A 26,398-nucleotide genomic window follows, 5' to 3' on the forward strand; every position below is an offset into this window, starting at 1 on the left:
CCTCCACGATGCGGCGCGCTCTCGCGGAGGAGCGTCGATGGGCATAAGCTCGACTGGGCCCCAACCTGTCGTCGAGTCGCCGCCGCAGGGATCAGGGGCGACCGCGCCGATCGAGGGGAAACGCCATGGCAGATGGGGAGCTCGAGGATCTGCAGCAGCTGCCGTCGCGCCAGCACAGCGGCTCGGATTCGAAGCGCGACGGCGGTCCGCTGGTGCTCGTGAGCCCGACGACCGGGGGGCGGCAGGGGCAGTCAGGCCATCAGGAGGCCTCGCCGGAGGCAGGGCAGGCTCCTTCCAGGCCAGAGCGGGCGCGGCGGCCGCCCTGCGGGCGAGGGGACGCACGGCAGGCGCCGCCCGCCGAGGAGATCGAGCTCGTCAACAAGACGGCTCGCCGGATCTGCATCCGGCGCGATGGCAGCGATCTCGTCGTGGCGCCTTTCGACGTGGTGCGCACGACGGAGACGGCGGCGCAGGGGCTGGATCTGAGCGTCTGGCTCGAGCGTGGTTATGTGGAGAAGCGCGCCCCGGTCCACGCCGAGGAGCCGAGCCTCGACGCCGCCGCCATCGCGGGGGTGCTGGTCCTCGGGGGGCTCACGTCGCTGTTCATGGTCACGCTGGACGGCTGGGCCCGCCTGGCCTTCGGCACGGTCGGCGTCGGGATGATCGCGTTCACCGTGTTCCCGTCGCTGGAGCGCTGGGCCCGGCATCGCCATCGCAGCACCGCGTTGATGCTGCGCGACCAGTTCTGGCGCGCGATCGGCATGCTGGCGGTGTGCCTGGTGGGGTTCGGCATCCCCGCCGCCACGGTCCTCTTGCAGGCCGAGACGCGCCTTCACGAGATCTTCACGTTATCGATGCGCAGCATGGCGCTGCTGCTCCTCTTTGCGCTGTTCATCGGCGCCGCGGCGACGTTGCCCGCGCTCCTGTTCTTTCTGTTCGCGGAGCAGCGCCGGAACGTGGTGAAGGAGCAGTTTCACCGCGACGTGCTGCGGCTCGACCCCGCGCTCCGCACGATCGACGAGGCGGAGCGGGCCTATTCTCCGCTGATGAAGGACGCGCTGGACACCCGGCGCGGTCCGCTGTTCTTCGTCCCGATCATCCTCAGCACGTTCCTCCTCTCGGTCGGCTGGGTGATCTCGGCGCTGCCGACGGTGGCGTCCGTGGCGGAGACGCTGGGGGACAAGCCGGTCGAGCTTCACTCCCTGTTCATCCCCAACCGGACCGCCTTCACGTTCGCGTTCCTCGGGACGTATTTCTTCGCGCTCAACATGGTATTCCGCCGCTACGTGCGGGCGGATCTCGGGCCCAAGGCGTACAGCCACATCTCCGTGCGCATCATCATCGCCACGATCCTGGCCTGGGTCATGAGCAAGACGTTCGAGGGCGCCTCGCCGTCGGGCGGCGCGGCGCCCATCGACAACGCGCCCTGGCAGCTGCTCGTGCTCGCCTTCTTCATTGGCATCGTCCCGGACACCGGGCTCGCCGTTCTCCATGACCTGCTCAAGACGCGCATGGTCACGTTCTTCGTCCCGACCCTGAAGGACCGCGACCCGCTGACCCATCTCGAGGGCATCACGCTCTACGACAAGGCGCGCCTGCTCGAGGAGGGCATCGAGAACATCGAGAACCTCGCGCACCACAACCTGATCGAGCTGATCCTGCGCACGCGCATCCCGGCCCCGCGCCTGGTCGACCTCGTGGATCAGGCGATCCTGTATCTCCACGCGCGAGACGAGGCCGAGCCGGCCCGGAACGCGCCGTCGAGCATCCTTTCGAGGCTGAAGGCGCATGGGATCCGCACGGCGACCGATCTCGAGCTCTGCATGGCGACGCAGGAGACGCGCGACGCCGTGATACGGCTGTCCTCCGAGTCGCGCATCCTGCTCCTGCTCAGCGCGCTGCGGGACGACGAGTGGATGCCGCAGCTCCGGAGCTGGCGCGAGTTCCGCAAGACCTACGAATACGCCTACACCGTCGAGCAGCTCACGCCGCTCTCGCCCGAGACGAGGCCCCGGGCGGCGTGACCGCGCGAGGCGCGGCGCGGCCTTCCGGCGGAACGGGGCTGGCCGCCGTCCGTCACCGCGGGCCCGCGACCGCCCGCCACCACGGGGTCGGCGCCCCGACGCGCTCGGGCTCGAACGCGGCGCCGATCCCGGGGGTCACGACGCGCGCGCCGCGCTCGGTGGCCAGGGAGAGCAGCGTCTCGGCCGGCTCGTCCCAGTCGTGGAGGGCGAGGTTGAAGGTGCCCCAGTGGACGGGCAAGAGCGTGCCGCCGCCGAGCATCTCGAACGCGGTCAGCGCGTTCTCGGGGCCGAGGTGGATGGTCCCCCACGCAGGGTGGTACGCGCCGACCTCGAGCATCACCAGGTCGAAGGGGCCGTGTTGCTTGCCGATGTCCTCGAACCCGGGGAACAGCCCGGTGTCGCCGGAGAAGAAGACCTTGCGCCGCTCCGCCTCGATGACCCATGAAGCCCAGAGGGTCGCGTTGCGGCTCGTCGGCCCGCGGCCCGAGAAGTGCTGAGAGGGCGTCGCGGTGAAGCGGACGCCGCCGATCTCCGCGCGCTCGTGCCAGTCGAGCTCGGTGATCCGGGCCGGGTCGACGCCGAGCGCCTCGAGGAGCGCGCCCACGCCGAGGGGCGTGACGATGGGGACGCGCGTGCGGGCCAGCGCCTCGATCGTCGGCGCGCAGAGGTGATCGAAGTGGTCGTGGGAGAGCAGGACCGCGTCGAGCGGCGGCAGCTCGTCGAGCGCGGCCGGGACCGGATGGAAGCGCAGCGGGCCGGCAAAGGAGACCGGCGAGGCGCGCTCGCCGAACACCGGATCGGTGAGGATCCGGCGGCCATCGAGCTCGAGGAGGACGGTGCTGTGGCCGAGCCAGGTGACCCGCAGTCCGGTGTCGCTCTGCCGGGTCCAGGTCTCGTGGGGCCGCACGACGGGCAGCGGCGCGGGCGGCTCCCGCTGGCCGCGGCGGAAGAAGAACTCGCCGAGCACGGGCAGCGTCGAGCCCTTGGTCATGGTGGGGCCGGCGCCCGACGGGTTCTCGAACTTGCCGTCCTTGAACTGGGCTGAAGCGCGCGCCCGCTCGAGCCGCAGCCCTTTGCGACGCCGTGAATCGTTCATGAGGGGACGACCTCCTGCCAGGCGCGGTGCCTGGCGAGACAGAACACGACCTTGAAGGCGACCATTCCGCGGCCTGGTCGCCGGAGGAGGCGTGGGCTCCTCCGGGTGGAGCGCGCGCTCGGCCAGGGTGGCTCGCTCACGCACCGGACGAGCTTTGTGATCGGCGCGCAGACCGTCAAGGCCTGAACTTGACAAATTGTTCTCAACTTGTCAATGTTGACCATCGCCTGACCCTTTCTCCTTGCCCTGGCCCGTTGGCGATCCGCCCCGTGCCCCGCCGGGTACCGCCTCGGGGGAGCGACCTGCCTGGATTTGTGCAGGAATCAACGCACGGCGAATCCCTGGTCATCCGATGATCCAGGGGTGCCGCGGCAACTCTCGTTCAGGCGAGACTCGACCCGTTCAGTGGCACGGGCGAAGAGGGCGAGAGAAGCCAAATGTCTCGGTCAATGTGGGACATTGCGGCACAGGTCATTGGCCATCAACTGTCGTGGTCGTGGCTTCGTAAATAGTCGTTCATAAATGCCGACAAACTGAACAAGATGGACAGGTGCGCGGCAAAGTGAAGAGGATCGACGACGGGAGACCGGCGCGGAGATGCGCAAATTCGTGCGTTTTTTGCGCGGATTTATCAACGATCGCGCGAACGATCCTGTGTTCGAACATGTGAACGCTCACGTGAATGACCATGTGAACGATCAGGCAAACGAACGTGCAAATGACGTGGCGGGACGCATGATTGGCTTGACTCGCAACACGATACGAGACAAGAGTAATCCTCTTAGCGGTGCCTGACCGCCTGTCGAACGAGTCCTCCAGCTCCGCACCTCGTGAACGAGATCCCCTGGGGGGGCGATGACCGATGACCACCGCGGCCGTCCCTCCGGAGCCTCCATCGCGCATTGCGTGTCGAGAGCCCCTGACCAGCGCAAGGGCAGCGTCGAGCTGTAGATAGACCGTACTTCTTACTTGACAGAGGAGAACAACATGAGATTCGCATCAAGGAGCGCCTTGCTTGCCTCCGCGACGAGCCTTCTCGCCGTCTCATGCATCGCTGGTCTGGACGACACCGGCAGCGAGCAAGGCGACGCGCTCGAGGAGAGCCTCACGATCGACCCGAACGCGGCCTACACGCTCGTCGGCGTGCAGAGCAACAAGTGCGTCGAGATACGCGGGGGCAGCACGGCGAGCTCGGCGGCTGCGCAGATCGCCACGTGCAACGGCTCCACGCGACAGCAGTTCCGGGCGGAGTCCGCGGGGAGTGGATACTTCCGGCTGCGGAACGTGAACAGCGGCCTCTGCCTCGGGATCAACGGTGGATCGACGGCGAACGGTGCCACCGTCGTCCAATCCAGCTGCGGCAACGCCACGAGCCAGCAATTTTCGTTCGTGGACGTCGGCAACAACGCCCAGCGGATCATGGCCAGAAACAGCAACAAGGCGCTCGACGTCATCGGGCGGTCGACCGCAGATGGCGCCGGCCTCCAGCAGTACAGCTGGGCGAACGGCGACAACCAGAAGTTCACGTTCAAGGTCGTGGGGGGCAGCTCAAGCAGCGCGAGCAGCAGCTCAAGCAGCGCGAGCAGCAGCTCAAGCAGCTCCAGCAGCGCGAGCACCGGCGTCGGTGGTTCGGGCGGGTCCGGCGGCGCTGGTGGCGCTGGCGGCTCGACCAGCTCCAGCAGCTCGACCAGCTCCAGCAGCGCGACCAGCTCCAGCAGCGCGAGCACCGGCGTCGGTGGTTCGGGCGGTGCGGGCGGCTCCGGCGGTGCGGGCGGCTCGGGCGGCGGCGACGCGGATACGGGGGTCAACCCGGCGTCGGGCTGCACGCTCGGCTACAGCCAGATCCCGGACGGGAAGGGCGGCAAGAACGTCGAGGCCGTCTGCCTTCCGAAGGAGATGAACTTCAACATGGCCGCGTCGCTGGAGGCCTTCAAGACGACGGTCTACCCGCTCTTGACCGCCAACTGCTCTGGCTGCCACAGCTCGACGGGCAAGGCCCAGGCGCCCATGCACTCCGACGTCGATCCGGCGCTGGCCCACGAGTACGCGCTCACGCGCGTCAACTTCAAGAAGCCGGCGGACTCCAAGCTCGTGGTCCGGATGGGCATCGACCGGCACAACTGCTTCGGAACGAGCTGCAGAGACGCGAACACGCAGATGCTCAACGCCGTCACGGCGTGGGCGAACGCCGTCGCGCCGACCCTGCCGGCCACCCCGCGCCCCGTCGCGGCCGGCGAGAAGGTCACCGAGGACCAGGTCAAGGCGTGGATCGCGACGGACAAGGCCACCGTCGCCGCGGCGGACGCGGAGTTCATCAAGTACGCCTCGCTGCACGAGCTCCACAACGCGGGCGTCAGCGCAGAGGAGCTCAACGTGGCCCGCGTGGGGCTGTCGAAGGCCCTGAACTCGACCGCGCGCTGGGCCCCCACGATCGTCAACCCGGTGGACATCAACGGCAAGGGCATGGTCTACCGCTTCGATACCCGCAACTACTGGGGCTACAACAAGGGGGTCACGAAGCTCCACTTCGGCGGATCGGACGACGACGTCTTCTTCGGGAGGACCTCGGTCAACTACCTGGGTGAGCCCGTCGGCTCCGACGTCACGTTCAGAGAGCGGTACAGATACACCTCGACGGTCCAGGTGGATCCGAGCTTCGCCAGGCTCGTCTGGGGGCGCGTCCTCGCCGGCAACGTGGAGGGCGCCACGGACAGCCAGGTGCTGCCGCCCAACGTCAACGGCTTCAAGACGGATTACATCGAGGCGAGCCAGCTCGTCTACACGCTGACACGCCCGGACGTCTACAACGCCATCATGGCGATCCCCTGGTACGCGCAGGATCTCGAGGCCGAGCTCGGCGTCATCAAGGACGCGGGGATCAAGTCGTACGAGTACATGCTCACGAAGCAGGCCATCACCGTCGATTCCCGCATGTACTACAGGGCCAGGACGAAGAGCGGCGGGTTCTACTGGAAGACGTGGGACGTCTTCTCCGGGCAGCTCGACGGCGTGACCACCATCGAGCAGGCGTACGAGACGGGCCAGATCCGGTTCCCCTTCTGGGCGCACCCGATCCCCAAGTTCATCAGCGGGGCCGGCGGCTCGGCGAGCAACTACAGCTTCATCGCGACGCTGGCTCAGCCGAACGGCACGGAGCCGGCGGGGTGCGACGGGGCGCCGAGCTACGCGGGCGGCAGCTACATCAACTGCCGCTACTACACCGGGACCGACGGCCTCCAGCAGTCGGCGGAGGAGGTGATCTGGGATCTGCCGAACGGCCTGCAGGGGTACTCCCTCTGGGGCGGCATCAACCAGCGCCGCGTCGACGCGTTCGTCAACATCGTGCGCGATCCGCGCCTCCAGAAGACCGCCTCGGACGCGCAGATCAACAGCACGCTGGGCTTCGCCACCCAGGATCGCCGCCTGAACACCGGCAGCTCCTGCATCGGCTGCCACGCTGACGGCATGAACCGCGGCAACAACGATCTGCGCGACTGGCTGGACGCCGGCGGCTCGCGCCTCCCGAAGGGCGAGCACGGGGTCGACGGGTGGATCAACGACGCGGCGACGGTGGCTCAGGTCAAGGAGCTGTATCCCCCGTCGACCGTGATGCGGCCGCGCATGGAGGACGATCGCAAGGTCTTCCTGACGGCGATGGCGAAGATGAAGCGGGGCATGATCCTCGGCGCGGACAAGAACGTGTACGTGGAGCCGACGATCTGGACCATCGAGTGGGCGCAGAACTTCTACAAGTACCCGCTGAGCCGCTCGAATTGACACCTCCTCGCCAGAGCGCGCTCCTGGTCTCCGAATCTTGGCGTCTTGTGGCGTCCTGACGGATCCATCGTTCCGGCAGGGTGGGGTAAGCCCCCCCCACCACCCGAACGTTCTCCCGATCGGATCAAACGATGGATGCCAGAACGGGTGAGTCACCCGCCGGGCGTCACGGCGTGAGGAGATCGCGCGCCACGGGCTCGTGCGCGCCGCGCGGGTGGCGCTTCAGGTAGAGCTCCGCGATGGGGCGCGCCGCCGCCCGGCCGGCCGTGCGCTCGACCGCCACCATCTTGCGGCCGAGCGCCTCGGCCGCGAACGGGCCGCCCGGCGACTCGGCGAGGTACGTGTCGTACCAGGCGACGGCCGCCTCGGGCGAGCCGCCGTCGTGGATCAGGCGGCCGAGCAGGAAGGCCGCCGCCTTGCCCTGGCTCGTCCCCGGGAACCGCTTGCGCGTCGCCGAGAGCGCGCGCTGCGCCACGTCGCCGCGCCGCGCGTACCGCGCCGCGTCCCCTAGGGCGACAAGGTCGTCCAGCGAGCCCCGCTCGAGCACCCCCCCGAGGCCGCGCTGCTCCGCCTCGGCCAGGACCGCCCGGAAATCCCCCGCCGCCACGCGCTGGGCCCAGCTCGGCGCCGCCGCCGCCGCGCCGGCCGGCGCCGCCGGCCCCGCACCGTCCGTCGGAGGACTCGCGGGCGCCCCCTCTGCCCGCGAGCCCTCCGGCCGTACGGCCCCGGCGTCGCCGCCCCCAGCGCCGCCAGGTCCGATGGTCTTCTCCTCCCGGGGCTGCGCCGCCGTGCCCGCGGGCGGCAGCGCCTTCGGCGCCGGGTCCGCCGCGCTCGCGGCGTCGCCGCTCGAGATCTGCACGTCGCCCTCGCGCATCCGCGCCACGAGCCGCTGCCCGGCGCGGAGCGGCAGCCCGTCGGGCGCGAGCGGCCCGCGCACGGTCACGCTCCCCTCGTGCAGATCGACGCGCAGCGTGCCGTCGCCGCGGCTCCAGGACACGTCGAACGCCGTGCCGGTGACCAGCACCGCGAACGGCCCCGCCTCGACGGACCAGCGCGCCTTCGGCCGCCGCGTGACGCGCAGCGACGCGCGGCCGTCCTCGATCAGCATGCGCGCCCCGGCCGCGTCGACGTCGACCACGCGCATCGCGCTGCCCGGCGAGAGCGCGACGGAGGTGCCGTCCGTGAAGCGGAGCCGCGCCTCTCCGCCGGCCGTCGCGGCGATGTACCGGCCCGCGGCGGAAGGCGCGCCCTCGACGGCGTAGTCGAGCGGCCGCGCCGGCCAGAGCGTGACGAGCGCGAGCGCGAGCGCCGCCGCGCCGGCAAGCGCGAAGCTCCACCGAGGCCACCCGGAGAGCGCGCTCCACAGGGGCGAGGCGCGCAGCCACGAGCCCACGCGGCCCAGGGCTCCCGCGCGGCCCGCGCCGCGGCTCACCGCCTCCACGAAGCGGGCGCGCTCGGCGGCGTCGTGCGCCGCGTCGACGTCCGCGGGGACGCCGCTCCGCACGAGGTCCGCGAGCCGGCTCAGCTTCTCCGCTTCATTCATCGCGATCTCCTCCGTCGGCGGGGAGGGTCCCGGGCCGATCGAGGTCCTGCGGGGCCTTGGTGAGGTAGGCCGAGAGCGCGGGATCGCGCTCCGCGGCGGTGAGGATCCGGTGGGACGCGCGCGCGAGGTGGCGCTTCGTCGTGGCCAGGGAGCAGCCGAGCGCGGCGGCGATCTCGGTGAGCTCGAGCCCCTCGATGAACCGCAGCACGAAGAGCGCCCGGGACCTGTCGTCGACCTGGTCGAGGATGCGGTAGAGCCGCGTGAGCGCCGCGCGCCCCTGCGGATCCTGCTGCGCGCCCCCCATGTCCGGGAGCTCGCCCGAGGGCGACAGCTGGAGCCAGCGCCGCACGCGCCTGCGCCGCAGCTCGGCGCGCGCCACGCGCACCGCGATGCCGACGATGAAGCTCGAGAGCAGCGAAGGGTCCCTGAGGTCCTTCGCCACGCGGAAGAAGCGCAGGAACGTGTCCTGCACATGATCGTCGACCTCGTCGCCCGGCCCGAGGGTGCGCGTCAGGATCCGGCGCACGAGCGGCGCGAACCGCTGCCAGAGGATGGGCGCGGCGCCCGGGTGTCCCTGCGCGGCGGCGCGCGCGAGCGCCTCGTCGTCGGTCGCCGTCAGCGGTAGCGCCTGCACGCCTCGCCTTTGCGTGAAGGGCGCGACCGCTGTCAAGGGCGGGACGGTCGACCGGCGGGGTTGGACCACGCCCAGCAGTGTTCCCCGGGAGGCCTCCGCGGCTCAAGATTCGGCACGCCCGCGCACCGGCGGAGCTCGAGACAAGGAACGACGAGGACCATCGATGGGATGTGCGCTGGACTACCGATCTGGGTCACGGCGGCTCCGACGCGACGTCGAACGCCGTCACGGTAGGTTCCGTATCAGTTGTAACCTGTGCGCATGACCACACTCGGCGCGGACCATGCCACCGGATCCGCGAGCCCGCTGCAGGGCTACGCCGCGGAAGCCATCCTCCACGAGGGGACGATGATCACCGTGCGCCGCGCGCGCCGCGCGTCGGACGGGCAGCCCGTCGTGCTGAAGGGACCGAGCGCCGGGCGGGCGTCGCCGCGCGCGATCGCGAGGCTCCGCCACGAGCAGGTGATCACGCGCGAGATCGCGCACCCGGGCGTCCTCCGCGTCCTCGACGTCGAGGAGAGCGACGGGGGGCCCGTGCTCGTCCTGGAGGACTTCGGCGGCGCGTCGCTCGACATCGTCCTGCGGAGCGAGAGGCTCGGCCTGGCCACGACCCTGCGGATCGGCATCCACGTCGCGGACGCCCTCGCGTCGCTGCACCACGCGGGCATCATTCACAAGGACGTCAAGCCGCACAACCTGCTCGTCCGCCTCGATCCGCTGGTGGTCAAGCTCGCCGACTTCGGGATCGCAACGCGCCTGTCGCAGGAGGCGCCGAGGGCCGAGAACCCGGGCGCCGCGGAGGGGACCCTTCCGTACATGTCACCCGAGCAGACGGGCTGGATGAACCGCAGCCTCGATTGCCGGACGGACCTCTATTCCCTGGGCGTCACCCTCTACGAGCTGCTCACGGGCGCGCCTCCGTTCACCGCGCCGAGCGCCATGGAGCTCGTGCACTGCCACCTGGCCAGGACGCCGACGCCGCCGCACGCCGCGTCGGCCGAGATCCCGCGCGTCGTCTCCGATCTCGTCATGAAGCTCCTCTCCAAGGCCGCCGAGGATCGGTACCCGTGCGCCGAGGCGCTGCGCGCCGATCTCGAGGAGTGCCTTCGGAGGTACGAGGCCGACGGCCGCGTCGATCCTTTCCCGCTCGGCGAGCGCGACGCGGGCGGCCGGCTCTGGCTGCCGGAGAAGCTCTACGGGCGCGAGGCCGAGGCGCAGGCGATCGTGGCCGCGTGCGAGCGCGCGGCGGCCGGCGCCGTCGAGCTGTTCCTCATCTCCGGCCACGCCGGCGTCGGCAAGTCCGCCCTCGTCCGCGAGGTCTACAAGGTGCTCGCGCGGCGGCCCGGGTACTTCGTCTCGGGGAAGTTCGGCCAGCTCAAGCAGCGCACCCCCTACGCGGCCATCGCGCGGGCGTTCGGCGAGCTGTGCGAGCGCATCCTGTCGGAGGGCGAGGAGTCCGTGGCGCGCTGGAAGGCCCGGCTGAGCGCCGCGCTCGGCTCGATCGGGCAGGTCGTCGTCGACGTGATCCCCGAGCTCGAGCGCGTCGTCGGACCCCAGCCCGCCGTGCAGCCGCTCGGGCCGAACGAGTCGAAGAACCGCTTCCGCCTGGCGTTCCAGACCTTCGTCCGCGCCGTCACGGAGGAGCACCTCCTCGCGCTCTTCATCGACGACCTCCAGTGGGCCGACCCGGCCTCGCTGAAGCTCCTCGAGCTCCTCATGGCCGATCCCGACGTCCGCGGGATGCTCGTGATCGGCGCCTACCGCGACCAGGAAGTCGACGACGCCCACCCGCTGGCGAGGTTCGTCGGCGGCCTGCGGGCGGCGGGCGCGTCCGCCTCCGAGGTGTGGCTCGGGCCGCTCGAGATCGAGGACATCCGCCGGCTCCTCGCCGACGCCCTGCGCTGCCGCCTCGAGGACACGGACGCCTTCGCGGCGCTCATCCTGGAGAGGACCGCGGGCAACCCGTTCTTCATCCACCAGCTCCTGCACGCCCTCGCCGGCGAGGGGATCGTGCGCTTCGATCCGGCCGCGGGGGCGTGGGCGTGGAGCCTCGATCGCGCCCGGAGCGCGGAGGGCGCGGAGGGCGTCGTCGAGCTGATGGCCGCGAAGATCCGGCGGCTGGCGCCCGGCGCGCAGCGCGCCCTCCGGCTCGCCGCCTGCGTGGGCCACCGCTTCGACCTCCGGACGCTCGCGCTCGTCGCCGAGCAGCCCCCGGGCGAGGTGGCCGCGGCCCTCTGGGAGGCCCTGCGGGCGGGCCTCGTCGTGCCCCTCGATCCCGAGTACCGCCTCGTCCACGCCGGCGACGCGGCGGTCGCGGGCAGGCTGCTCGAGGACCCCTCGTTCCGCGTCTCGTACCGGTTCCTGCACGATCGCGTCCAGCAGGCGGCGTACGCGCTCATCGACGAGCCGGAGCGGAAGCGGCTGCACCACCGCATCGGCCGGCTGCTCGCGGCGAGCCTCGGCGAGGACCCGAGCGACGAGGATCTGTTCGTCGTCGTCGGCCACCTGAACCTCGCCCCGGCCCCGATCGAGGATCCGGCGGAGCGCGGCGAGTTCGTGCGGCTCAACCTGGCCGCGGGGCGGCGCGCGCAGGCGGCGACCGCGTACGACGCCGCGTTCGGCTACCTGAGCGCCGCGGCGTCCGCGCTCGGCCCGGATCCATGGGCCGGCGAGCCGGGCCTCGCCTTCGACGTCTTCGACATCCATGCCGCGAAGGCCGAGTGCGCGTACCTGACCGGCCGCTGCGACGACGCGGAGGCGCTCTTCGACGCCCTCCTCGAGCGCGCCACCTCGGACGTCCAGCGCGCGCGCGTTTACTGCATGCGGATGGTCCTCTACAACGCGCAGCACCGCTGGGCGGGCTCGCTCGCGGTGGCGCTCCAGGGCCTGCGCCTCTTCGGCATGGAGGTGCCCACCGAGGGCGAGGCGCTCGCCGCCGCGCTCCGCGCGGAGCTCGCCGAGGCCGAGCGCGGCTTCGCCGCCCGGCGGGGCGAGGACGTCGGCGCGGGCCCGGAGCTCGCCGATCCGCGCGTCAGGATCGTGGTGGAGATGCTCGGCTACGGCTCGCCCTCGGCGTATATCGTCAACCTGCCGCTGGCCCAGCTCCTCGCCGTCAGGATGGCGAACCTGTCGCTCCGGCACGGGATCTCGCCGATGGCCAGCGTGGCGTACGCGCTCCACGGCTTCTACCTGGCCGCGTTCTGGGGCCAGCCGCACGAGGGCTACAGGATCGTGCGGATGGGCGTCGCCCTGAACGAGAGGTACCGGGTCGATGCCATCAGGGCGAAGGTCGACTTCAACTACGGGGTCGTCATGAACCACTCGAGGCCGCAGCGCGAGGCGCTCGAGGTCCTCCAGCGGGCGCGGGTCGCCGGGATGGAGACCGGCGACTTCATGTTCGCGTCGGCGGCCTCCAACATCGTCGCCCAGATGAAGCTCAGCCTGGAAGGCGAGCTCCGGCGCGTGCGCGAGGACGTCGGCGGGTTCCTGCGCTTCACCTCCCGCACGAAGGACGCGCTGTCGACGGCGGTCCAGACCGTCGCGCTGCAGGTGATCCAGAACCTCGAGGGGCGCACGCTGGACCGCGGCACGCTGAGCGACGCCGGCTTCGACGAGGACGCCTTCGTGCCGAAGCTCGATGGGATGGGCTTCGCGATCGTCGCTGGCTTCTACTACACGAACAAGCTCGCGCTCGCGTACCTCTACGGCGATCACGAGGGCGCGCTGCGGATGGCGCGTCGCGCGCACGAGCGGGCCCGCGCCGTGACGGGCCAGTACATCGGCATCGTCGATCTGCCGCTCTACACCTGCCTCACCATCCTGGCGCTCGGCCCTCGGGCGAGCGGGGAAGAGGGCGGCGCGCTGGCCGAGATGCTCGCGTCGAGCCACGACAAGCTCGCCGTCCTCGCGCGGGACTGCCCCGAGCTCCGGCACCTGGAGCTGCTCGTCCGGGCGGAGCGCGCGCGCGTCGCCGGGGAGGCGCTGGAGCCGATCCTCGAGCTCTACCAGCAGGCGAGCGACGCGGCGGAGCAGGCGGGGTACGTGCGCTACCGCGCGCTCGTCAGCGAGCTCTTCGGCAGGTTCCTCGCGGCGAGGCGCATGCCGTGGCTCGCGCGCTCGTGCCTCGTCGAGGCCTACCAGGCCTACGCGCGCTGGGGCGCCACGGCCAAGCTGCGGCAGATGGAGGAGGCGTACGTCGAGCTGCTCCCCCGCGCGGCGGCGGGCCAGCCCGCGTCCGCGAGCGTCCTGTCGAACCTGACCTCGGTCGCCTCGTCGACGATCGAGACGGTCGCGCGGCGCGTGGCGCTGCTCGACGCGGCGGCGCTCATCCGCGCCGCGCAGGCGGTGGCGCGCGAGATCGACCTCGGCCGCGTGATGACGCGGCTGCTCCGGCTCGCCGTCGAGAGCGTCGGCGCCCAGCGGGGCGCGCTGGTCCTGGACCACGAGGGCGGGCCGCGCGTGGAGGCCGTCGCCGAGGACGAGGGCGAGGTGCGCGTCGGCCCGTCCACGCCCGTGCGCGAGAGCGGCGCCGCCGCAGCCCGGGTGATCGAGCTCGCGATGCGCACCGGGAGCGCCGTCGTCGTGGCCGACGCCGCGCAGGACGGGCGGTTCGACGGCGACCCCTACGTCGCGGCGCGCAAGCCGCGATCGGTGCTCGCGCTCCCCATGGTGAGCCAGGGGGAGATCTCGGGCGTCCTCTATCTGGAGAACAACGCCGCGCCCGAGGTGTTCTCGCCCGCCCGCCTCGACGTGCTCGAGCTCGTCGCCGCGCAGGCCGCCATCGCCGTGAAGAACGCGCTGCTCTACGCGCGCGTCCAGGCGGCGAGCGACGAGCTCCGCAGGGCCAACGACGCGCTCGAGGCGGCCGTCGCCGCCCGCACCGCGGAGCTCTCCGCGGCGAAGGTGCAGCTGGAGGCGGAGCTCGTCGAGCGGGAGAGCGCCGAGCGGGCGCGCGCCGCCCTCCAGGAGGACCTCATCCGCGTGCAGCGCGAGCGGCTCGCCGAGCTGTCGACGCCGCTCATCCCGATCACCGACCAGATCATGGTCATGCCGCTCATCGGGACCCTGGACGCGGAGCGGGCGGACGAGGCGCTCGAGACGGCGCTGCACGGCGTGGCGGACACGTCGGCGCAGGTCGTCATCCTGGACATCACGGGCGTGAAGGGCGTGGACAACAGCGTCGCCGCGACGCTCGTCCGGGCCGCGACCGCGCTGCGGCTGCTCGGCGCCGAGGCGGTGATCACCGGGATCCGAGGCCACGTGTCGCAGACGCTGGTCAGCCTCGGGATCGACCTCCGCGAGACCGTCGTCCAGGGGACGCTCCAGCGCGGGATCGCGTACGCGCTCCGGAAGACCGGCCAGGCGCGGCAGCTCGCCGCCATGGCCCCTCGCTGACGGCCCGCGATCGCGGGCGCTCAGTTGGCGAGCTTGTTCGCCTCTCGCGGGCCGAAGATCGCCTCCCAGTTCGAGCGGTAGGCGTCGGTCGCGACCTGCGCGGGGCCTGACCGGGACGACTCGCGCGCCGCCGGGAGGAGCACCTCCACGTCGAAGAGCCGCGCGTGCTCGGACCGCTGCGTCAGCTTCACGAGCTCCCCGTTCAGCGGGCGCCCGTGCTCGGTGGGCCGCAGCTCGCCGATCTCGAGCCGGTCCTCCCGGCTCCGGATGACCCGGAAGCCTTCTCCCTGCTCGACGGGGCTATGGATGAAGACGACATCCTGATTCGCGGCGGGCGCGGGCGTGTCCTGGTTCTGCGGGGGCTCGTCCTTGCCCATCGCGAGAGTTTCCCACGTTTGCCCCCCCGAGCGCCAGGTGAAGCGAGCGCTCGATCGCCGCCTGTCACCGCCTGTCACCGCCTGCCGCCCATCGCACACCGCCTCCGCCGCCCCCGTTGCTCCGTCGCTCGCCGCGCCGCAACGCTGCGCATCACGGCGGCGCGTATTCACGTGGCGCGTGCCACGTGGCGCATGGCGCGTGGCCGGGGCCTCCAAAACTTGGCCAGCGCGGGGCTTACGCCGTACTGCCGGCCAATGGGCCCTTTGCACCGCGGAGGGCCCGCGACGGCGGACGCGGCTTCGCGGCGGAGGAATGGGCGTATGAACGGTCGAGGCGCAGAGGGAGAGGGCGTTCGCAAGGCGCCGGAATCCTTGGACAGGGAGCGCGAGGGCGGCGGCGAGCGGCGCGCTGGCGCCGGGCAGCGGGTCCGCGTCGAGGCGCTCGTCGCGGTCGGCGAGACGTCGGGCGGCGGCTTCGAGGCCGAGTCGATCGACATGTCCCCCGAGGGGATGCGCCTGCGCACGGCGTACCTGCCGCGGGTCGGCGACGCCCTGATCTGCCGGTTCGACGGGCTCGGCAAGGAGCTGGTCGTCGAGGGCGAGGTCTGCTGGCGCGCCGAGCAGGCGCGCGGCGGCGAGTTCGGCCTGCGCTTCACCGGCCTCGACGCCGGGTCGGAGGAGGCGGTGCGCGCGATGTGCTCGTCGATCGACGCGGGCGCTGCGGGCCCCGCGCCGGCGCTCGCCGTCCAGGCCGCGGCCGCGTCGCCCGGGGCCGCGCAGCGGGGCTCCCGCGTGCGGCTCCACATCGAGGGTCTGGGCTCGCCCATGAAGGCGCGCGTGCGCGGCGGCGGGCTCGACGACCTGGAGGTCGGCTCCAACCTGGAGTTCCTCAAGGTGGGCCGCTCCCTCGAGCTGGAGGAGGTCGATCAGGGCACGCGCCGCGAGGCGTACATCGATCACGTGAGGGTCGAGGTGGACCCGGCGACGAGCGTGCCGCAGCTCGTGGTCACGCTGGCCTACGAGGCGCCCCGCGCGGCCAGGGCGCCGCGGCCGCGGCCCTCGTCGCCCGAGGCGCTTCCCCCGGCCCCGGCGCGATCGTCCCACGACGCCGGCGCGCGGGCGCCCTCGTCGCCGCCGCAGGGCGAGCGCGCGGCTGGGCGACCGTCGTCGGCGCCGACCGTCCCGGCGCGCGATCATCAAAGCGAGCGCGCGGCTGCGCGGCCTTCCACGGCGCCGACGGTTCCGGCGCGTGATCATCAGGGCGAGCGCGCGACGGCGCGGTCGTCCTCGGCGCCGCCGGCCGAGCCTCGGGGCGAGCGCGCCCCCTCGGGCGCGAGCGGCGGCGCGGCGGCCCACGCGGACGACGACCACGACAGCGACGTATCGCCGGCGCTCTCGGCCCGGGAGGCGCGCGCGGGCGCCGAGGCGGCCCCGCCCTCCGCGGACGACGGAGCGCCGTCCTCCGCGGGGAGCGCGGCCGAGGACGCGGGCGCCGAGGCGGCTGCCGACGCGCAGCCGGGCCGGCTGCGCGAGGTCGGCGAGAAGGCCGCGATGGCGGGCAAGGCGGTGGCGGGCAAGATCGCGCCCGCGCTCGCCGGCGCCGGGGCGCGCGCGGCCACGGCGATGGCGGGCCTCGTGGCGAGGATCAAGGCGCGGCGCGCCGCGCGCGCAGGCGACGGCGACGGGTCGGGCAAGGACGGCGGCCCGCGCCGCAAGACGGCGCCGCCGCCGGCTGGCGCGCTGAAGTCCGGTGGGCGCCGGCTGGTGCGCGAGGAGCCCGAGGAGGCGGCGGGCGAGGGCGGGGAGCCGCCGCGCTTCAACAAGAAGGCGGCCGCGGTCGGCAGCTTCCTTGGGCTGGCGGCGGTGCTCGTGGTGTTCGGGGCGGCGCGCCTCTTGGGCCTGCGGGGCGGCGACGCGCCCTCGGCCGGGGCCGAGTCGGCCGCGGGCGCGCCGGCGCTGCCAGCGTCGGCGTCCTCCGGCGCGCCTGCCCTCGCGGCGGCCGCGGGGCCGGCTGCAGCGCCGGGCGGCGCGCTCACGGCGAACGTCCCGCTGTTCGGCGCGACGCCCCTGTCGACGACGGAGCCTGTGCCGCCGACGCCGCCGGCGGAGCCGAGCGCGCTGGCCGGCGACGCGCTCGCGCCGGGCGCGGCGGTCCCGGGCGGCCCGGGCGAGGACGACGAGGTGGAAGCGGCGGACGACGGCGACCAGGAGGGGCCGCGGGAGTGGGGGCAGGGGTCGGTGAGGAACCCCATCGTCCTGAAGCTCAAGATGGACGGCCCGATCGAGGAGCTGAACGGCGCGGCCGGCGCGATGGGCTTCACGGTATCGCTGCCCGATCGGCGGGCGCTGTCGTCGGGCAGCGGCCTCGCCCGCAAGGACAAGCGCATCGCGTCGGTGCGCGTGGTCAACACCGCGCACGGCGCGGAGGTCACCCTGCAGTTCAAGGACGGCGTGCCCGCCTACAAGGCGAAGGCGCGCGGCGATCGCCTGGAGATCGCGCTCGGCCGCGGCGAGTCGAAGAAGGTGGCGTCGAAGTCGAAGCCCGAGAAGAGCGAGAAGCACGAGAAGAAGAAGGGCGACGACGCCAAGAAGAAGAGCGAGAAGGGGAGCGGCAAGAAGGACAAGGAGCGCTGAGGGGCGCGGGCCGGGCGGAACTAGCCAGGTTGGCGCGCCGTCCTCGGCGTGGCATTCTCCTGGGGTGCGGTGGAACGACGAGAAGAGCCGGCGTTTCCAGGCGCTCCGCGCGGCCGAGGCGCGCGGGACGTTGACGGACCCCGAGCGCGCGGAGCTCTCTCGTCTGTTCGAGGATCTCGACGCGGAAGAGGCCGACGCCCTGCGCCCGGCGATGGAGCTGGCAGCGGCACGCGCGGAGCACCTCGCGGCGCAGAAGGCACAGCTCGAATCCCAGGCTGACGCCCTGGCGCGCATCGTGGCCGAGCAGGAAGGGCTCCTGGCAGATGCCACCACCTACCTCCAGAAGCTGCGGGAGAAGAACGCGGCCTTGGCGGAGGACTACCGGCGCCTCATGGGGCACGATCTCGCCCCGGCCCGCTGAGGGCGTAGTCGCGTGGCCGATGAGTTACGCGCGCTGGTCCGGGAGGGCTTTCGAGCGCGCTGCGCCTACTGCGGGGTGCACGAGGATGCGGTCGGGGCCACGCTGACGGTCGACCACCATCGCCCGCGCGCGCATGGAGGCACCGATGATGTGGCGAACGTCGTCTACTGCCTGCGATTGAATCGCCCGCAGCTCGTGGCCTATCGGCTCGCACGGCAGGCGGAGGCGACGCTTACAGCGGAGCTCGCGGTGAGCCGCCGGCGCGTCGAGGAGCTGGAGCGGGCGGTGCTCGATCTGCGTGCGGCGCTGGAATCGACCGCGGATGAGATCGAGCGCCGGTCGAAGGGGCGCCCCGGGGAGCCCTGAACCGGTCGAATCCGGGCTCGGCGCTTTCCTCTCCTCTTCAGAGGAAGAAGTGGACCGTCAGGTTGACGGACCCGCTGCTGGCGTTGCTGCTCTCGCCCATGTACTCGTAGCTCAGGATTGTCCAGCGCCCGGTCATCTCGAACCCGAAGCCCTTCGGACGACCCCACAGAACGCCCAGCTCCAGCATGCCGCCCAGAGCGTCGTCGAACCGAGCACCGGCGCCGCCGAGGACGCCGTCGCCATAGAGGTGCGGGTTGAGCTCCAGGATCCCGCCCGCGGCCACGACGCCGTGCCACGAGCTGTCGATTGCCACCAGGCTTCGGACGGAGGCCATCAATGGGATGCGCTCCAGCTTGATCGAGCCATCGGCGTCGACGAGGGTGCTCTTGTACTTCCACCCGGCGTCCAGCCCGAGACCGAGTCCCACGCGATCCCCGAGCCAGAGAGGCGTCCAGGTCAGTCCACCGGAGAGGGAGATCCCTTCTCCGGCGTGGACGGCGGTCGTGGAGCCGTCCGAGTACGTGAGCTCGGCGAGCTCATCGCCGCCGAAGGCGAGGCCGAGCGAAGCGTGCAACCCCAGAGACGAGAGCCATTCCCCGCGGCGCAGGGCCGGGGCGAACTCGTTCGGAGCGCGATCCGCCTCGGGTGCTGCGGAGGGAGCCTCGGCGCGCGCCACGGAAGCCCAACCTAGTACTCCCACCCCTAGCGCCGTGATCAGGATCTTCGAGTTGATGGTCATGGTTCTCGCTCCAATCCGAGCCGTCAGCCGATGACGGCGACGACGATCTTGTCGCGCACGTCTACGAGTACGCGTTCGCCAGCGCGGCTCTCCCCGACGTCGTGCAGCCCTTTGAACGCCGTCATGCCGGCGATCGGTGCGGCGTCAGCCTTGGTGAAGGACAGGCACGCTGGCGTTGTGTGAGCCTTCGAGTGACGAGGCGATAGACAATGCGTTTGTTATGTAATCTTGTCAACGGCGAAGCAGGGAGGGGTCATGGCGTTATGGAGGCATACCCAGCAGGCTTGGGTCGAGCTCCCGGGAGCGCTCGCCACGGACGCCGCGCAAGGCTCGGTCGATGGATGGATGGATGCGCAGGAGCGTGGCGGTGGGGCCGACCCGCGCATCGCTCTGTCGCGGGATCGGGTGTTTCGGGCGGTGCTTCGCTTCGCCGATGAGGCCGGCCTCGACGCCGTGACGATGCGGGCTGTCGGCCAGCGCCTGCACGCCGAGGCCATGTCCCTCGACAAGCATGTCACTCACAAGGGGGAGATCGTCGACGATCTCGTCGAGATCGTGTTCTCCGAGATACTTTGCCATCGGCCTGGGGGTGCCGCCGGGGGGGAGCAACGGATTGGATCCGTTGGGAGGGGGCGTCGCCAGGTAGTGGTCAACTTTGCCCAGAGAGAGTCCACATGAAGGCGGGAAGATCATTCAGGTTTTCTTCCCGCCTTCCCGCCTTCATGTTCAAATTTGACCACTACCGCCGCCAGGGGGGGCGCAACGGATCGAGTCCGCTGGGAGGGGCGTCGCCAGGGGGTCACAATGGGTCCGGACCGTTGAGGGGGCCGCCGGGGCCGCGACGCGCGCTGACTGTCCGCGTCCTGGGCCCACGTCGCCGAAGGTCCTCCTTGATTCCCCATCCACGGCAGCCGCGGTAGGCCCCCGTGGCATAGGTGTTAACCATGCGCGTTCAGGGCCCCAAGCCAGCCCCCAGCAGCCACCCCTGCGGTCGTGGTCGTGGTCGTGGTCGTGAACGTGGTCGTGAACGTGGTCGTGAACGTGGTCGTGGTCGTGGTCGTGGTCGTGGTCGTTAACGGCTCAGTCGTGAACGTGAACGTCTCGTCCCGTCAATCGTCGATCAAGGTACCGGCGGAACGTTCACGTCTACGATCGTGTCGTCGACGACCACGACCACGACCACGACCACGTTCGCGTTGGTGAACGCTGGGGGAGGGGGTCGCGCTTGGGGCCCTGAGCGCGACCGAACGACCTCCGCCGCCGCGGCGCTACACGGATCTCCCCGGCCCCACCGGCGGCGGGATCGACCACTCCGCGCTGTCCGACAGCCGGGGCTCCGCCTCCTCCGCCGCGCTCCCGAAGAAGTCCGCGACGTCGTGCCGCCTCGCCTCCGCGTCCGCGCGCCCGAGCTCGATCAGCTTCCGCGTGAACGAGCCGTCGAACAGGAGGTAGCTCGCGAGATCCGCGTCGTTCTCCGCGCCCACGTCCACCAGCGAGAGCAGCCTCCGCATCATCGCCGGCCCTCCCTGCAGCTTGCCCGCCCTCACGTGCTCCGCCGCCAGGCGCCCGAGATCCGCGCTCGGCCGCACCACCAGCGTCTCCACCCGCCGGTACGGCAGCGCCCCGCGCAGCGCGGCGGCCCCGTTGATCGATTGCAGGAAATCCGGGCCGAACGCCTGCTCCCCGTCCTCGATCATGTGGTTCACCCGCGTCAGCACCTCGAAATCGGTCTGGATGTGGTCGAGCAGGAACGCGTTCAGCACCTTGCCGAGCACGAGCGCCATCCCCGGCGGCTTGCCGCTGTCCCCCGCGTCGATGCTCCGCACCTCACGCGACAGCCCGATCGCCAGGACGTGCGTCGCGCCCAGCCGGAGCGCCGGCGCGATCGGCGTGTTCTGCCGCACGCCCCCGTCCATGTACAGATCGCGGCCGATCCGCACCGGCGGGAACAGGATCGGGATCGCCGCGGACGCGAGCGCGTGCTGCGGGCCTATCAGCGCCCCCCGGATGATCGTCCGCGGCGGCGCCGTCGTCGGCAGCGCCCCGTCCGGGCCCGTCTGCATGAAGATCACCGTGCGGCCCGTCCCGATCTCCGTCGCCGACACGCTCACCGCCGAGAGGTAGCCGTGACGCAGCGTCCGCGCGATCGCGCGCCACGGGATCTCCCGCTCGACGAGCCGCTGCATCGGCGAGACATCGAACAGGCCCACGCTCTCCGACCCGCCCCCGAACAGCAGCTTCGGCATCGAGATCGCCTGCCGGACCCCGAAGCCGAGCACCGTCTCCAGCTTCAGCTGCGTCCACAGGTTGACGAGGCGCCGCACCCCCAGCGTCGGATCGTCGAGGTGCGCCGCGAGGTAACACGCGTTCACCGCGCCCACCGACGTCCCGCACAGGATGTCGATGCGCGGCGGCGCCCCGCGGAGGCGGGCGAACGCGTCGAGGACGTACGACAGCACGCCGACCTCGTACGCGCCCCGCGCGCCTCCGCCCGAGAGGATCACCGCCACCTTGCGCCGCGGCTTCGCCCCGGTCCTCGCGCCCGTTCCCGTCATGCCATCTCCCCGCGGCGGAGCGGGTCGTGCGCCGCCGCCGGTCCGTCCGCCTCCGCGGCGAGGACCCGCCGCACCACGGTGCGCTCCAGGAACAGCGCCCTGAGCCGCGCGTCGCGGATGTAGCCCGCCACCCTCCGCACGTGCGCCGCCGCGCGGTGGTACGCGTCCGTCGAGCTCGCCGGCGCGCCCTTCTGCAGCGCCTCGCAGCAGAGGTCGCGCACCTCGATGCCGTACTCCGAGCTGCCCGCCTCGACAGCGCCGAGCGCCGTCCGCGCGAGCAGCACCCCGGAGTGGACCTCCCCCGCGTCCACCCGCGACGCCGCCTCGATCGCCGTCGCGTGGGCGTGGTAGCTCATCAGCCCCTGCGACTCGGCGAGCTGCCGCGCCTCGGAGGCGTTCGCGATCGCGCCCTGGATATCGCCTCGCGCCCTGGCCAGCAGGCCGCGGACGTTGCGCTCGTGGATCATGTCGTAGACGCTGCCGGTCACCGCGATGAGCGCGCCCGCATCGGCGCAGAGCGTGTGCGCGGCGTCGACGTCGCCCGCCTCGAGGAGGATCCCTGCCGAGCAGAGGAGCGTGTCGGCGCGCGCATCCTGATCGTCATAGCGCTCGTGGGCCTCGCGCGCCCGCTTCATGTACGCCAGGCTCCGCGGTACGTCCCCGAGCTTCGCGTAGGCGTGGCCGATGTTGCTCAACGTTTTGGCGATCTGGAACCGGCCGCCGATCGCGAGATCGATGGAGATCGACGAGAGCCCGACCGCGATCGCGTCCTCGAAGCGCTCGAGCACGAACATCGCCACCGCGAGCGAGTTCTTCGCGCGCGCCTCGCTGCGGCGCGCCCCCACCGCGCGGAACACCGCGATCGCCTCGGCGTAGGCCTCCACCGCCTCCTGCACGCGGCCGACCCGGCGCAGGAGCACCCCCTTGGTGCGCAGCACCTCCGCGCGCGCCCGCGGCGTCAGCCCGCCCGCCTGCGTCACCCGGAGCGCGCGATCCGCCGCGCTGATCGCGCCCTGGATGTCGCCGAGCTCGCGCAGCACCTCCGACAGGATCGTGAGCGCCTCGACCTCGAGCGCGGGGCGGCGCGCGATGCGCGCGATCTCGGCCGCGCGCTGCGCCACCGGCAGGCCGCGGGCGAGGTAGCCGTCGTCGAGGTCGAACCGCGCGGTGCGCACGAGGGCGAGCGCCGCCCAGCGGGCGTGGCCGCTCTCCTTCGCGAGCTGGCGCAGCGCCGCGAGGTGCCGCCGCCGGTCGCGGCGGCGGCCGAGGTGGCGGAAGATCGCCTCCAGCGCCTCGTGCGCGATCATCCGCCGCGTGTCGCCGGTCGGCAGGAGCGACAGCGCGCGCTCGTAGTACCGCCGCGACAGCTGCGCCTGGTGCCCCGCGCGCGCGGCCCGCGCGGCGTCGAGGTAGAGCTCCGCCGCCGGCCCGGGCGCCTCGCCCCGCGCGAGGTGCTGCGCCACGATCGCCGCCGAGAGCCCCTGCGAGAGCGGCGTCGTCGAGAGGTGCTCGCCGAGCCGCCGGTGCATGCGCACGCGGCTCGCGCCGTCGAGCGCGAGGTAGGCCACGTCGCGCACGAGCGGGTGCCGGAAGTCCACCGCCCCGGCGCGGCGATCGCACAGGCCGCGGGCGCAGAGGCGCGTCACCGCCTCGTCGTCGGCGAGCCGCGTCAGGTTCAGGATGTCGTCCTTGAGCAGCGGCCCCCCCGCGACCGCCAGCCAGTTCACGACGTCGTGCTCCGCCGGCGGCAGCTCGCGCAGGCGGTCGCCGATGAGCTGCTCCAGCGTCGAGGGCAGCGGCTCGCCGCGATCCCCCGTCCGGTCGTGGCGCACGAGCTCGTGCCGCCCGCCCGGGTGCTCGACGATCTCCAGCGTGCCCCGCTCGAGGAGCGCGTCGATCATCTCGAGCAGGAAGAACGGGTTGCCGGCGACGCGCGGCACGAGCTCGCCGCAGACGGCCGCCACCCCGTCGCGCACGCCGAGGCGGGCCTCGACGAGGCGCATCTGCTCCTCGGCGCTGAGCCCGCGGAGCTCGATCCGCACGAGCCCCTCGATGAACGGGGTCACGCGCTCCTCGGGGCGCGTGAGGAGCAGCACGAGCACCGGGAGCCGCTCCGCGCGCTGCTTCAGGAGCTCCGAGAGCAGCTCCAGGCTCGGCCGGTCGGCCCACTGGAGGCCGTCGATGACGACGACGAGCGGCTGGTGGCGCGCCAGCGAGCCGAGCAGGTACTTCACGCCCCGCACCACCACGTCGCGGCCGTAGGCGGCCGCTTCCTCCTCGGGGTGCTCGAGCTGCTTGCCGGTGACGAGCTCGGCGAGCCGCGTGACGATGCGCGCGCCGAGCGGCGAGCGCGCGATGGGCCCGAGCAGGGCGCGGATCACGTGGGAGGCGTCGTCGATCGCGTGGTCGAGCCCCATCCCGGTGACGTCGCGGAGCACGTCGCAGACCGTGGCGAGCGGCAGCTCGCTCTTCACGGGCGAGCACTCGACGTGGAGCACGCGCGCGTCGCCGGGGAGCTCCGAGAGGAACGTGGAGATGAGCGCGCTCTTGCCGATGCCCATCTCGCCGACGATGACGCGCGCCACGGACTGGCCGCGGAGCGCGCCGACCGGCGGGCTCGAGGGCCTGCTCGAGATGCTCGGGGGCCTGCTCTGCCGGCTCCCCGGCGGCTCGCTCTCGCCGAAGCGCGCGGGCGGCTCGACGTTGCCCTTCACGGGCGGCGAGATCGCCCGGTGGTAGGCCGCGTGCAGGTCGGCCCGCTCCGCGTCGCGCCCCACGAGGTCGTTCGGCGAGAGCGCGATCTCCGCCATCCGCTCCTCGCGCGTGAGCGGCCGCTGCAGCGCGTAGAGCCGCATCTGGTGCGGGACCGGGTAGCCGCGGGCGTCGTCGAGGTCGAGCGAGGGCGCGTCGCCCCAGCGGAAGTCGCGGCGGACGAGGCGGTAGACGCCGCCCGCGACCCACGTCTTGCCGAACGGGGTGCGGCTGCCGATGCGCTCGGCGAGGAAGTTCGCGGGCTCCTTGAGCGCGTGGTTGATGAGGTGCCCCTGCTCGTCGCGCTCGCCGTACGCGATGCCGCGGACGATGCCGATCGCGGCGCGGAGCTCGACGGGCAGGTCCTCCGACGCGCCCGCGAGCGCCTCGTGCACGTCGACCGCCAGCGAGGCGGCGTCGGCCGCGGCGCGCGAGGGGTTCGCGAGCAGCCCGACCACCGCGCGCGCGCTCGCGTGCGACTCCCACGACCAGATCGCCCCGTGCTTGAAGGCGATCGCGTCGAGGGTCGTGCGGATCGAGCGCCCGCTGCGCTTGCCGGCGAGCCGGCCCTGCGCCCCGAGCAGCGCGTCGACGCCCTCGATGCGCAGCGTGACCACGGCGACGTGGCGCACCTCGCGCACGGCGCGCGGCGCGCCCGTGCCCTCGGCGTCGCCTCCGGTGCGCGCGGCCGGCACCGCCGCGAGCGTCTGCGGCTGCGCCACGGAGCCGTCGTCTTCGGGCTGCTCCTCCGCGCCCTCCGCGCCCTCCGCGCGGCGCGCGGCGCCCTCGCGCGCCTCCTCCGCGCGGTCGCGGCCGAGCAGGTGGGCCACGGTCTGCTCGACCGAGGCGTTGTCGACGAGCTCCTGCCTCGCGAGCAGCGCGCGCGCGACCGCCCCGGCCAGGTCGCGCGCGGTCTGGAAGCGGGCCTCGGGCTCGCGCTCCATGGCGCGCATCACGATCGCCTCGAGCTCCGCGGGGATGTCGCGCGCGTGCGACGACGGCGGGTCGAAGCGGCCCTCCTTCACGGCCTGGAGCAGCGCCTCGTCGTCGAGCTTGCCGTACGGCGAGCGCATGGCGAGCAGCTCGTAGAGCACGACGCCGAGGGCGTAGATGTCGCTGCGCCGGTCGACGCGCTCGCCGCGCGCCTGCTCGGGCGACATGTACCCGAACTTGCCCTTCAGCACGCCGGGCTCCTCGCGGAAGAGGTTGGCGCTGGCGATGCCGAAGTCGGCGATCTTCACGACGCCCTCGAGCGAGAGCAGGATGTTCTGCGGCGAGACGTCGCGGTGGACGATGGCGAGCGGCATGCCGCCCTCGTCCTTGCGCTCGTGGGCGTAGTGCAGCCCCTTCGCCGCCTCGGAGACGATGAACGCCGACACGAGCGGCGGGATCCGCGACTCCTTCTGCTGGGCGGCCCGCATCAGCTTGCCGAGGTCGAAGCCCTCGACGTACTCCATCGAGAGGAGCAGCCCGTCCTCGCCGTGGTCGGAGAACTCGTAGACCTGGACGATGTTCGGGTGGTTCAGGCGCGTGGCGAGGTGGGCCTCCTCCACGAACATCGCGCGGAAGCGCCGCGAGGCCCCGTGCGCGGGGAGGATGCGCTTGACGACGAGGAGCTTGTACGTCCCCTCGGCGCCCCGCTTCTTGGCGAGGAAGACCTCCGCCATGCCGCCAGCGCCGAGGCGGCGCTGGATCTCTAGGTCGGCGAGCTGGGACGGGTGCTTGGCCATGCAGCGAAGCGGCGCGCGGGCGCCCTGGCTGGGAGGCGCCGAGCGCGGTGAATCGGGTGACCGGTGATGAACGAGGTCCGCGCTCGGTTCCCCCGATCCATGGGAGGACTACGGGTTGACCCGCATCGTAGCGTCCCGCCCGCGTCTCCGGGGAGACAACCAGGGTGGAAAGGCGAATCTTTCTGGGTGGCTCGGGGATCCCCGGCGGTGGTGAGCCTGCCCGCGCGCCGCACATCCGCGATGGCGGCGCCGCCAGACCCCGGCCCTGACGTGTCGCTTGCAAGGCGCCCTCCCACGGCGCCCGACACCCGGCCGGTGCTGCGCCAGCAGCAACAAAGCGGTTGCCGAAGCACAGGC

The 26,398-nt window shown here is 72.3% G+C and carries 15 protein-coding genes; 7 read left to right on the plus strand and 8 right to left on the minus strand.

What is annotated here, in order from left to right; all coding sequences use genetic code 11:
- The first annotated feature begins 125 nt into the window (after positions 1-125).
- Complete coding sequence (locus tag WME73_RS15550; protein WP_437916201.1) at positions 126-2,024, plus strand: hypothetical protein; 1,899 nt, start codon at positions 126-128, stop codon at positions 2,022-2,024.
- A 52-nt stretch (positions 2,025-2,076) separates the two neighbouring features.
- Here the strand turns inward: WME73_RS15550 and WME73_RS15555 are convergent, their stop codons facing one another.
- On the minus strand, positions 2,077-3,120 hold the full coding sequence (locus WME73_RS15555) for an MBL fold metallo-hydrolase (protein ID WP_437916202.1): 1,044 nt from the start codon (positions 3,118-3,120) through the stop codon (positions 2,077-2,079).
- Positions 3,121-3,717: 597 nt separating this feature from the next.
- Between WME73_RS15555 and WME73_RS15560 the strand changes: the two genes are divergently transcribed.
- A complete protein-coding gene (locus tag WME73_RS15560; RefSeq protein WP_437916203.1) occupies positions 3,718-3,915 on the plus strand; it encodes a hypothetical protein in 198 nt (65 codons plus the stop codon).
- Between the two features lie 192 nt (positions 3,916-4,107).
- A complete protein-coding gene (locus tag WME73_RS15565; protein WP_437916204.1) occupies positions 4,108-6,897 on the plus strand; it encodes an RICIN domain-containing protein in 2,790 nt (929 codons plus the stop codon).
- Between the two features lie 166 nt (positions 6,898-7,063).
- Here WME73_RS15565 and WME73_RS15570 read toward each other — a convergent pair whose 3' ends face one another.
- Both WME73_RS15570 and WME73_RS15575 read right to left on the minus strand, forming a co-directional pair.
- Entirely contained in the window at positions 7,064-8,440 is a 1,377-nt protein-coding gene (locus WME73_RS15570; RefSeq protein WP_437916205.1) for a FecR domain-containing protein, read from the minus strand.
- Positions 8,433-9,074: an RNA polymerase sigma factor gene (locus tag WME73_RS15575; RefSeq protein ID WP_437746237.1), complete on the minus strand. Its 642-nt coding sequence runs from the start codon at positions 9,072-9,074 to the stop codon at positions 8,433-8,435. Before WME73_RS15575 ends, WME73_RS15570 begins: the two co-directional genes overlap by 8 nt.
- Positions 9,075-9,335: 261 nt before the next feature.
- Here WME73_RS15575 and WME73_RS15580 point away from each other — a divergent pair, with 261 nt between their 5' ends.
- Positions 9,336-14,468: an AAA family ATPase gene (locus WME73_RS15580; protein ID WP_437916206.1), complete on the plus strand. Its 5,133-nt coding sequence runs from the start codon at positions 9,336-9,338 to the stop codon at positions 14,466-14,468.
- A 20-nt stretch (positions 14,469-14,488) separates the two neighbouring features.
- On the opposite strand, the gene WME73_RS15585 is transcribed toward WME73_RS15580, so the two are convergent.
- Entirely contained in the window at positions 14,489-14,845 is a 357-nt protein-coding gene (locus WME73_RS15585) for a hypothetical protein (RefSeq protein WP_437746239.1), read from the minus strand.
- A 321-nt stretch (positions 14,846-15,166) separates the two neighbouring features.
- Between WME73_RS15585 and WME73_RS15590 the strand changes: the two genes are divergently transcribed.
- The 3 genes from WME73_RS15590 to WME73_RS15600 all read left to right on the plus strand — a co-directional run bounded on the left by WME73_RS15590 (position 15,167) and on the right by WME73_RS15600 (position 18,266).
- Positions 15,167-17,479: a PilZ domain-containing protein gene (locus tag WME73_RS15590; RefSeq protein WP_437916207.1), complete on the plus strand. Its 2,313-nt coding sequence runs from the start codon at positions 15,167-15,169 to the stop codon at positions 17,477-17,479.
- A gap of 64 nt (positions 17,480-17,543) precedes the next feature.
- Positions 17,544-17,900 carry a hypothetical protein gene (locus tag WME73_RS15595; protein WP_437746241.1) on the plus strand — a complete coding sequence of 119 codons (357 nt, stop codon included), beginning with the start codon at positions 17,544-17,546 and terminating at the stop codon, positions 17,898-17,900.
- Positions 17,901-17,912: 12 nt separating this feature from the next.
- A complete protein-coding gene (locus WME73_RS15600) occupies positions 17,913-18,266 on the plus strand; it encodes an HNH endonuclease (protein WP_437916208.1) in 354 nt (117 codons plus the stop codon).
- A gap of 37 nt (positions 18,267-18,303) precedes the next feature.
- On the opposite strand, the gene WME73_RS15605 is transcribed toward WME73_RS15600, so the two are convergent.
- From WME73_RS15605 to WME73_RS15620, 4 genes are all read right to left on the minus strand, one after another.
- On the minus strand, positions 18,304-19,005 hold the full coding sequence (locus WME73_RS15605; protein ID WP_437916209.1) for a hypothetical protein: 702 nt from the start codon (positions 19,003-19,005) through the stop codon (positions 18,304-18,306).
- A 261-nt stretch (positions 19,006-19,266) separates the two neighbouring features.
- Positions 19,267-19,698, minus strand: a complete 432-nt coding sequence (locus WME73_RS15610; RefSeq protein WP_437916210.1) for a hypothetical protein — start codon at positions 19,696-19,698, stop codon at positions 19,267-19,269.
- Between the two features lie 575 nt (positions 19,699-20,273).
- On the minus strand, positions 20,274-21,560 hold the full coding sequence (locus WME73_RS15615) for a patatin-like phospholipase family protein (protein WP_437916211.1): 1,287 nt from the start codon (positions 21,558-21,560) through the stop codon (positions 20,274-20,276).
- On the minus strand, positions 21,557-26,041 hold the full coding sequence (locus tag WME73_RS15620) for a serine/threonine-protein kinase (RefSeq protein WP_437916212.1): 4,485 nt from the start codon (positions 26,039-26,041) through the stop codon (positions 21,557-21,559). The genes WME73_RS15615 and WME73_RS15620 overlap by 4 nt, the downstream gene beginning before the upstream one ends.
- Positions 26,042-26,398 lie beyond the last annotated feature (357 nt).

The organism is Sorangium sp. So ce302 (genome assembly GCF_051530145.1).
GTDB lineage: Bacteria > Myxococcota_A > Polyangia > Polyangiales > Polyangiaceae > Sorangium > Sorangium cellulosum_B.

What these genes read in the sequence shown, in the direction of transcription:
- WME73_RS15555 (WP_437916202.1), bottom strand. Translation starts at nt 3,120, where the DNA reads ATGAACGATTCACGGCGTCGCAAAGGGCTGCGGCTCGAGCGGGCGCGC.
- WME73_RS15615 (WP_437916211.1), bottom strand. Translation starts at nt 21,560, where the DNA reads ATGACGGGAACGGGCGCGAGGACCGGGGCGAAGCCGCGGCGCAAGGTG.
- WME73_RS15605 (WP_437916209.1), bottom strand. Translation starts at nt 19,005, where the DNA reads ATGACCATCAACTCGAAGATCCTGATCACGGCGCTAGGGGTGGGAGTA.
- WME73_RS15550 (WP_437916201.1), top strand. Translation starts at nt 126, where the DNA reads ATGGCAGATGGGGAGCTCGAGGATCTGCAGCAGCTGCCGTCGCGCCAG.
- WME73_RS15580 (WP_437916206.1), top strand. Translation starts at nt 9,336, where the DNA reads ATGACCACACTCGGCGCGGACCATGCCACCGGATCCGCGAGCCCGCTG.
- WME73_RS15590 (WP_437916207.1), top strand. Translation starts at nt 15,167, where the DNA reads ATGAACGGTCGAGGCGCAGAGGGAGAGGGCGTTCGCAAGGCGCCGGAA.
- WME73_RS15565 (WP_437916204.1), top strand. Translation starts at nt 4,108, where the DNA reads ATGAGATTCGCATCAAGGAGCGCCTTGCTTGCCTCCGCGACGAGCCTT.
- WME73_RS15610 (WP_437916210.1), bottom strand. Translation starts at nt 19,698, where the DNA reads ATGATCTTCCCGCCTTCATGTGGACTCTCTCTGGGCAAAGTTGACCAC.
- WME73_RS15620 (WP_437916212.1), bottom strand. Translation starts at nt 26,041, where the DNA reads ATGGCCAAGCACCCGTCCCAGCTCGCCGACCTAGAGATCCAGCGCCGC.
- WME73_RS15570 (WP_437916205.1), bottom strand. Translation starts at nt 8,440, where the DNA reads ATGAATGAAGCGGAGAAGCTGAGCCGGCTCGCGGACCTCGTGCGGAGC.
- WME73_RS15585 (WP_437746239.1), bottom strand. Translation starts at nt 14,845, where the DNA reads ATGGGCAAGGACGAGCCCCCGCAGAACCAGGACACGCCCGCGCCCGCC.
- WME73_RS15560 (WP_437916203.1), top strand. Translation starts at nt 3,718, where the DNA reads ATGCGCAAATTCGTGCGTTTTTTGCGCGGATTTATCAACGATCGCGCG.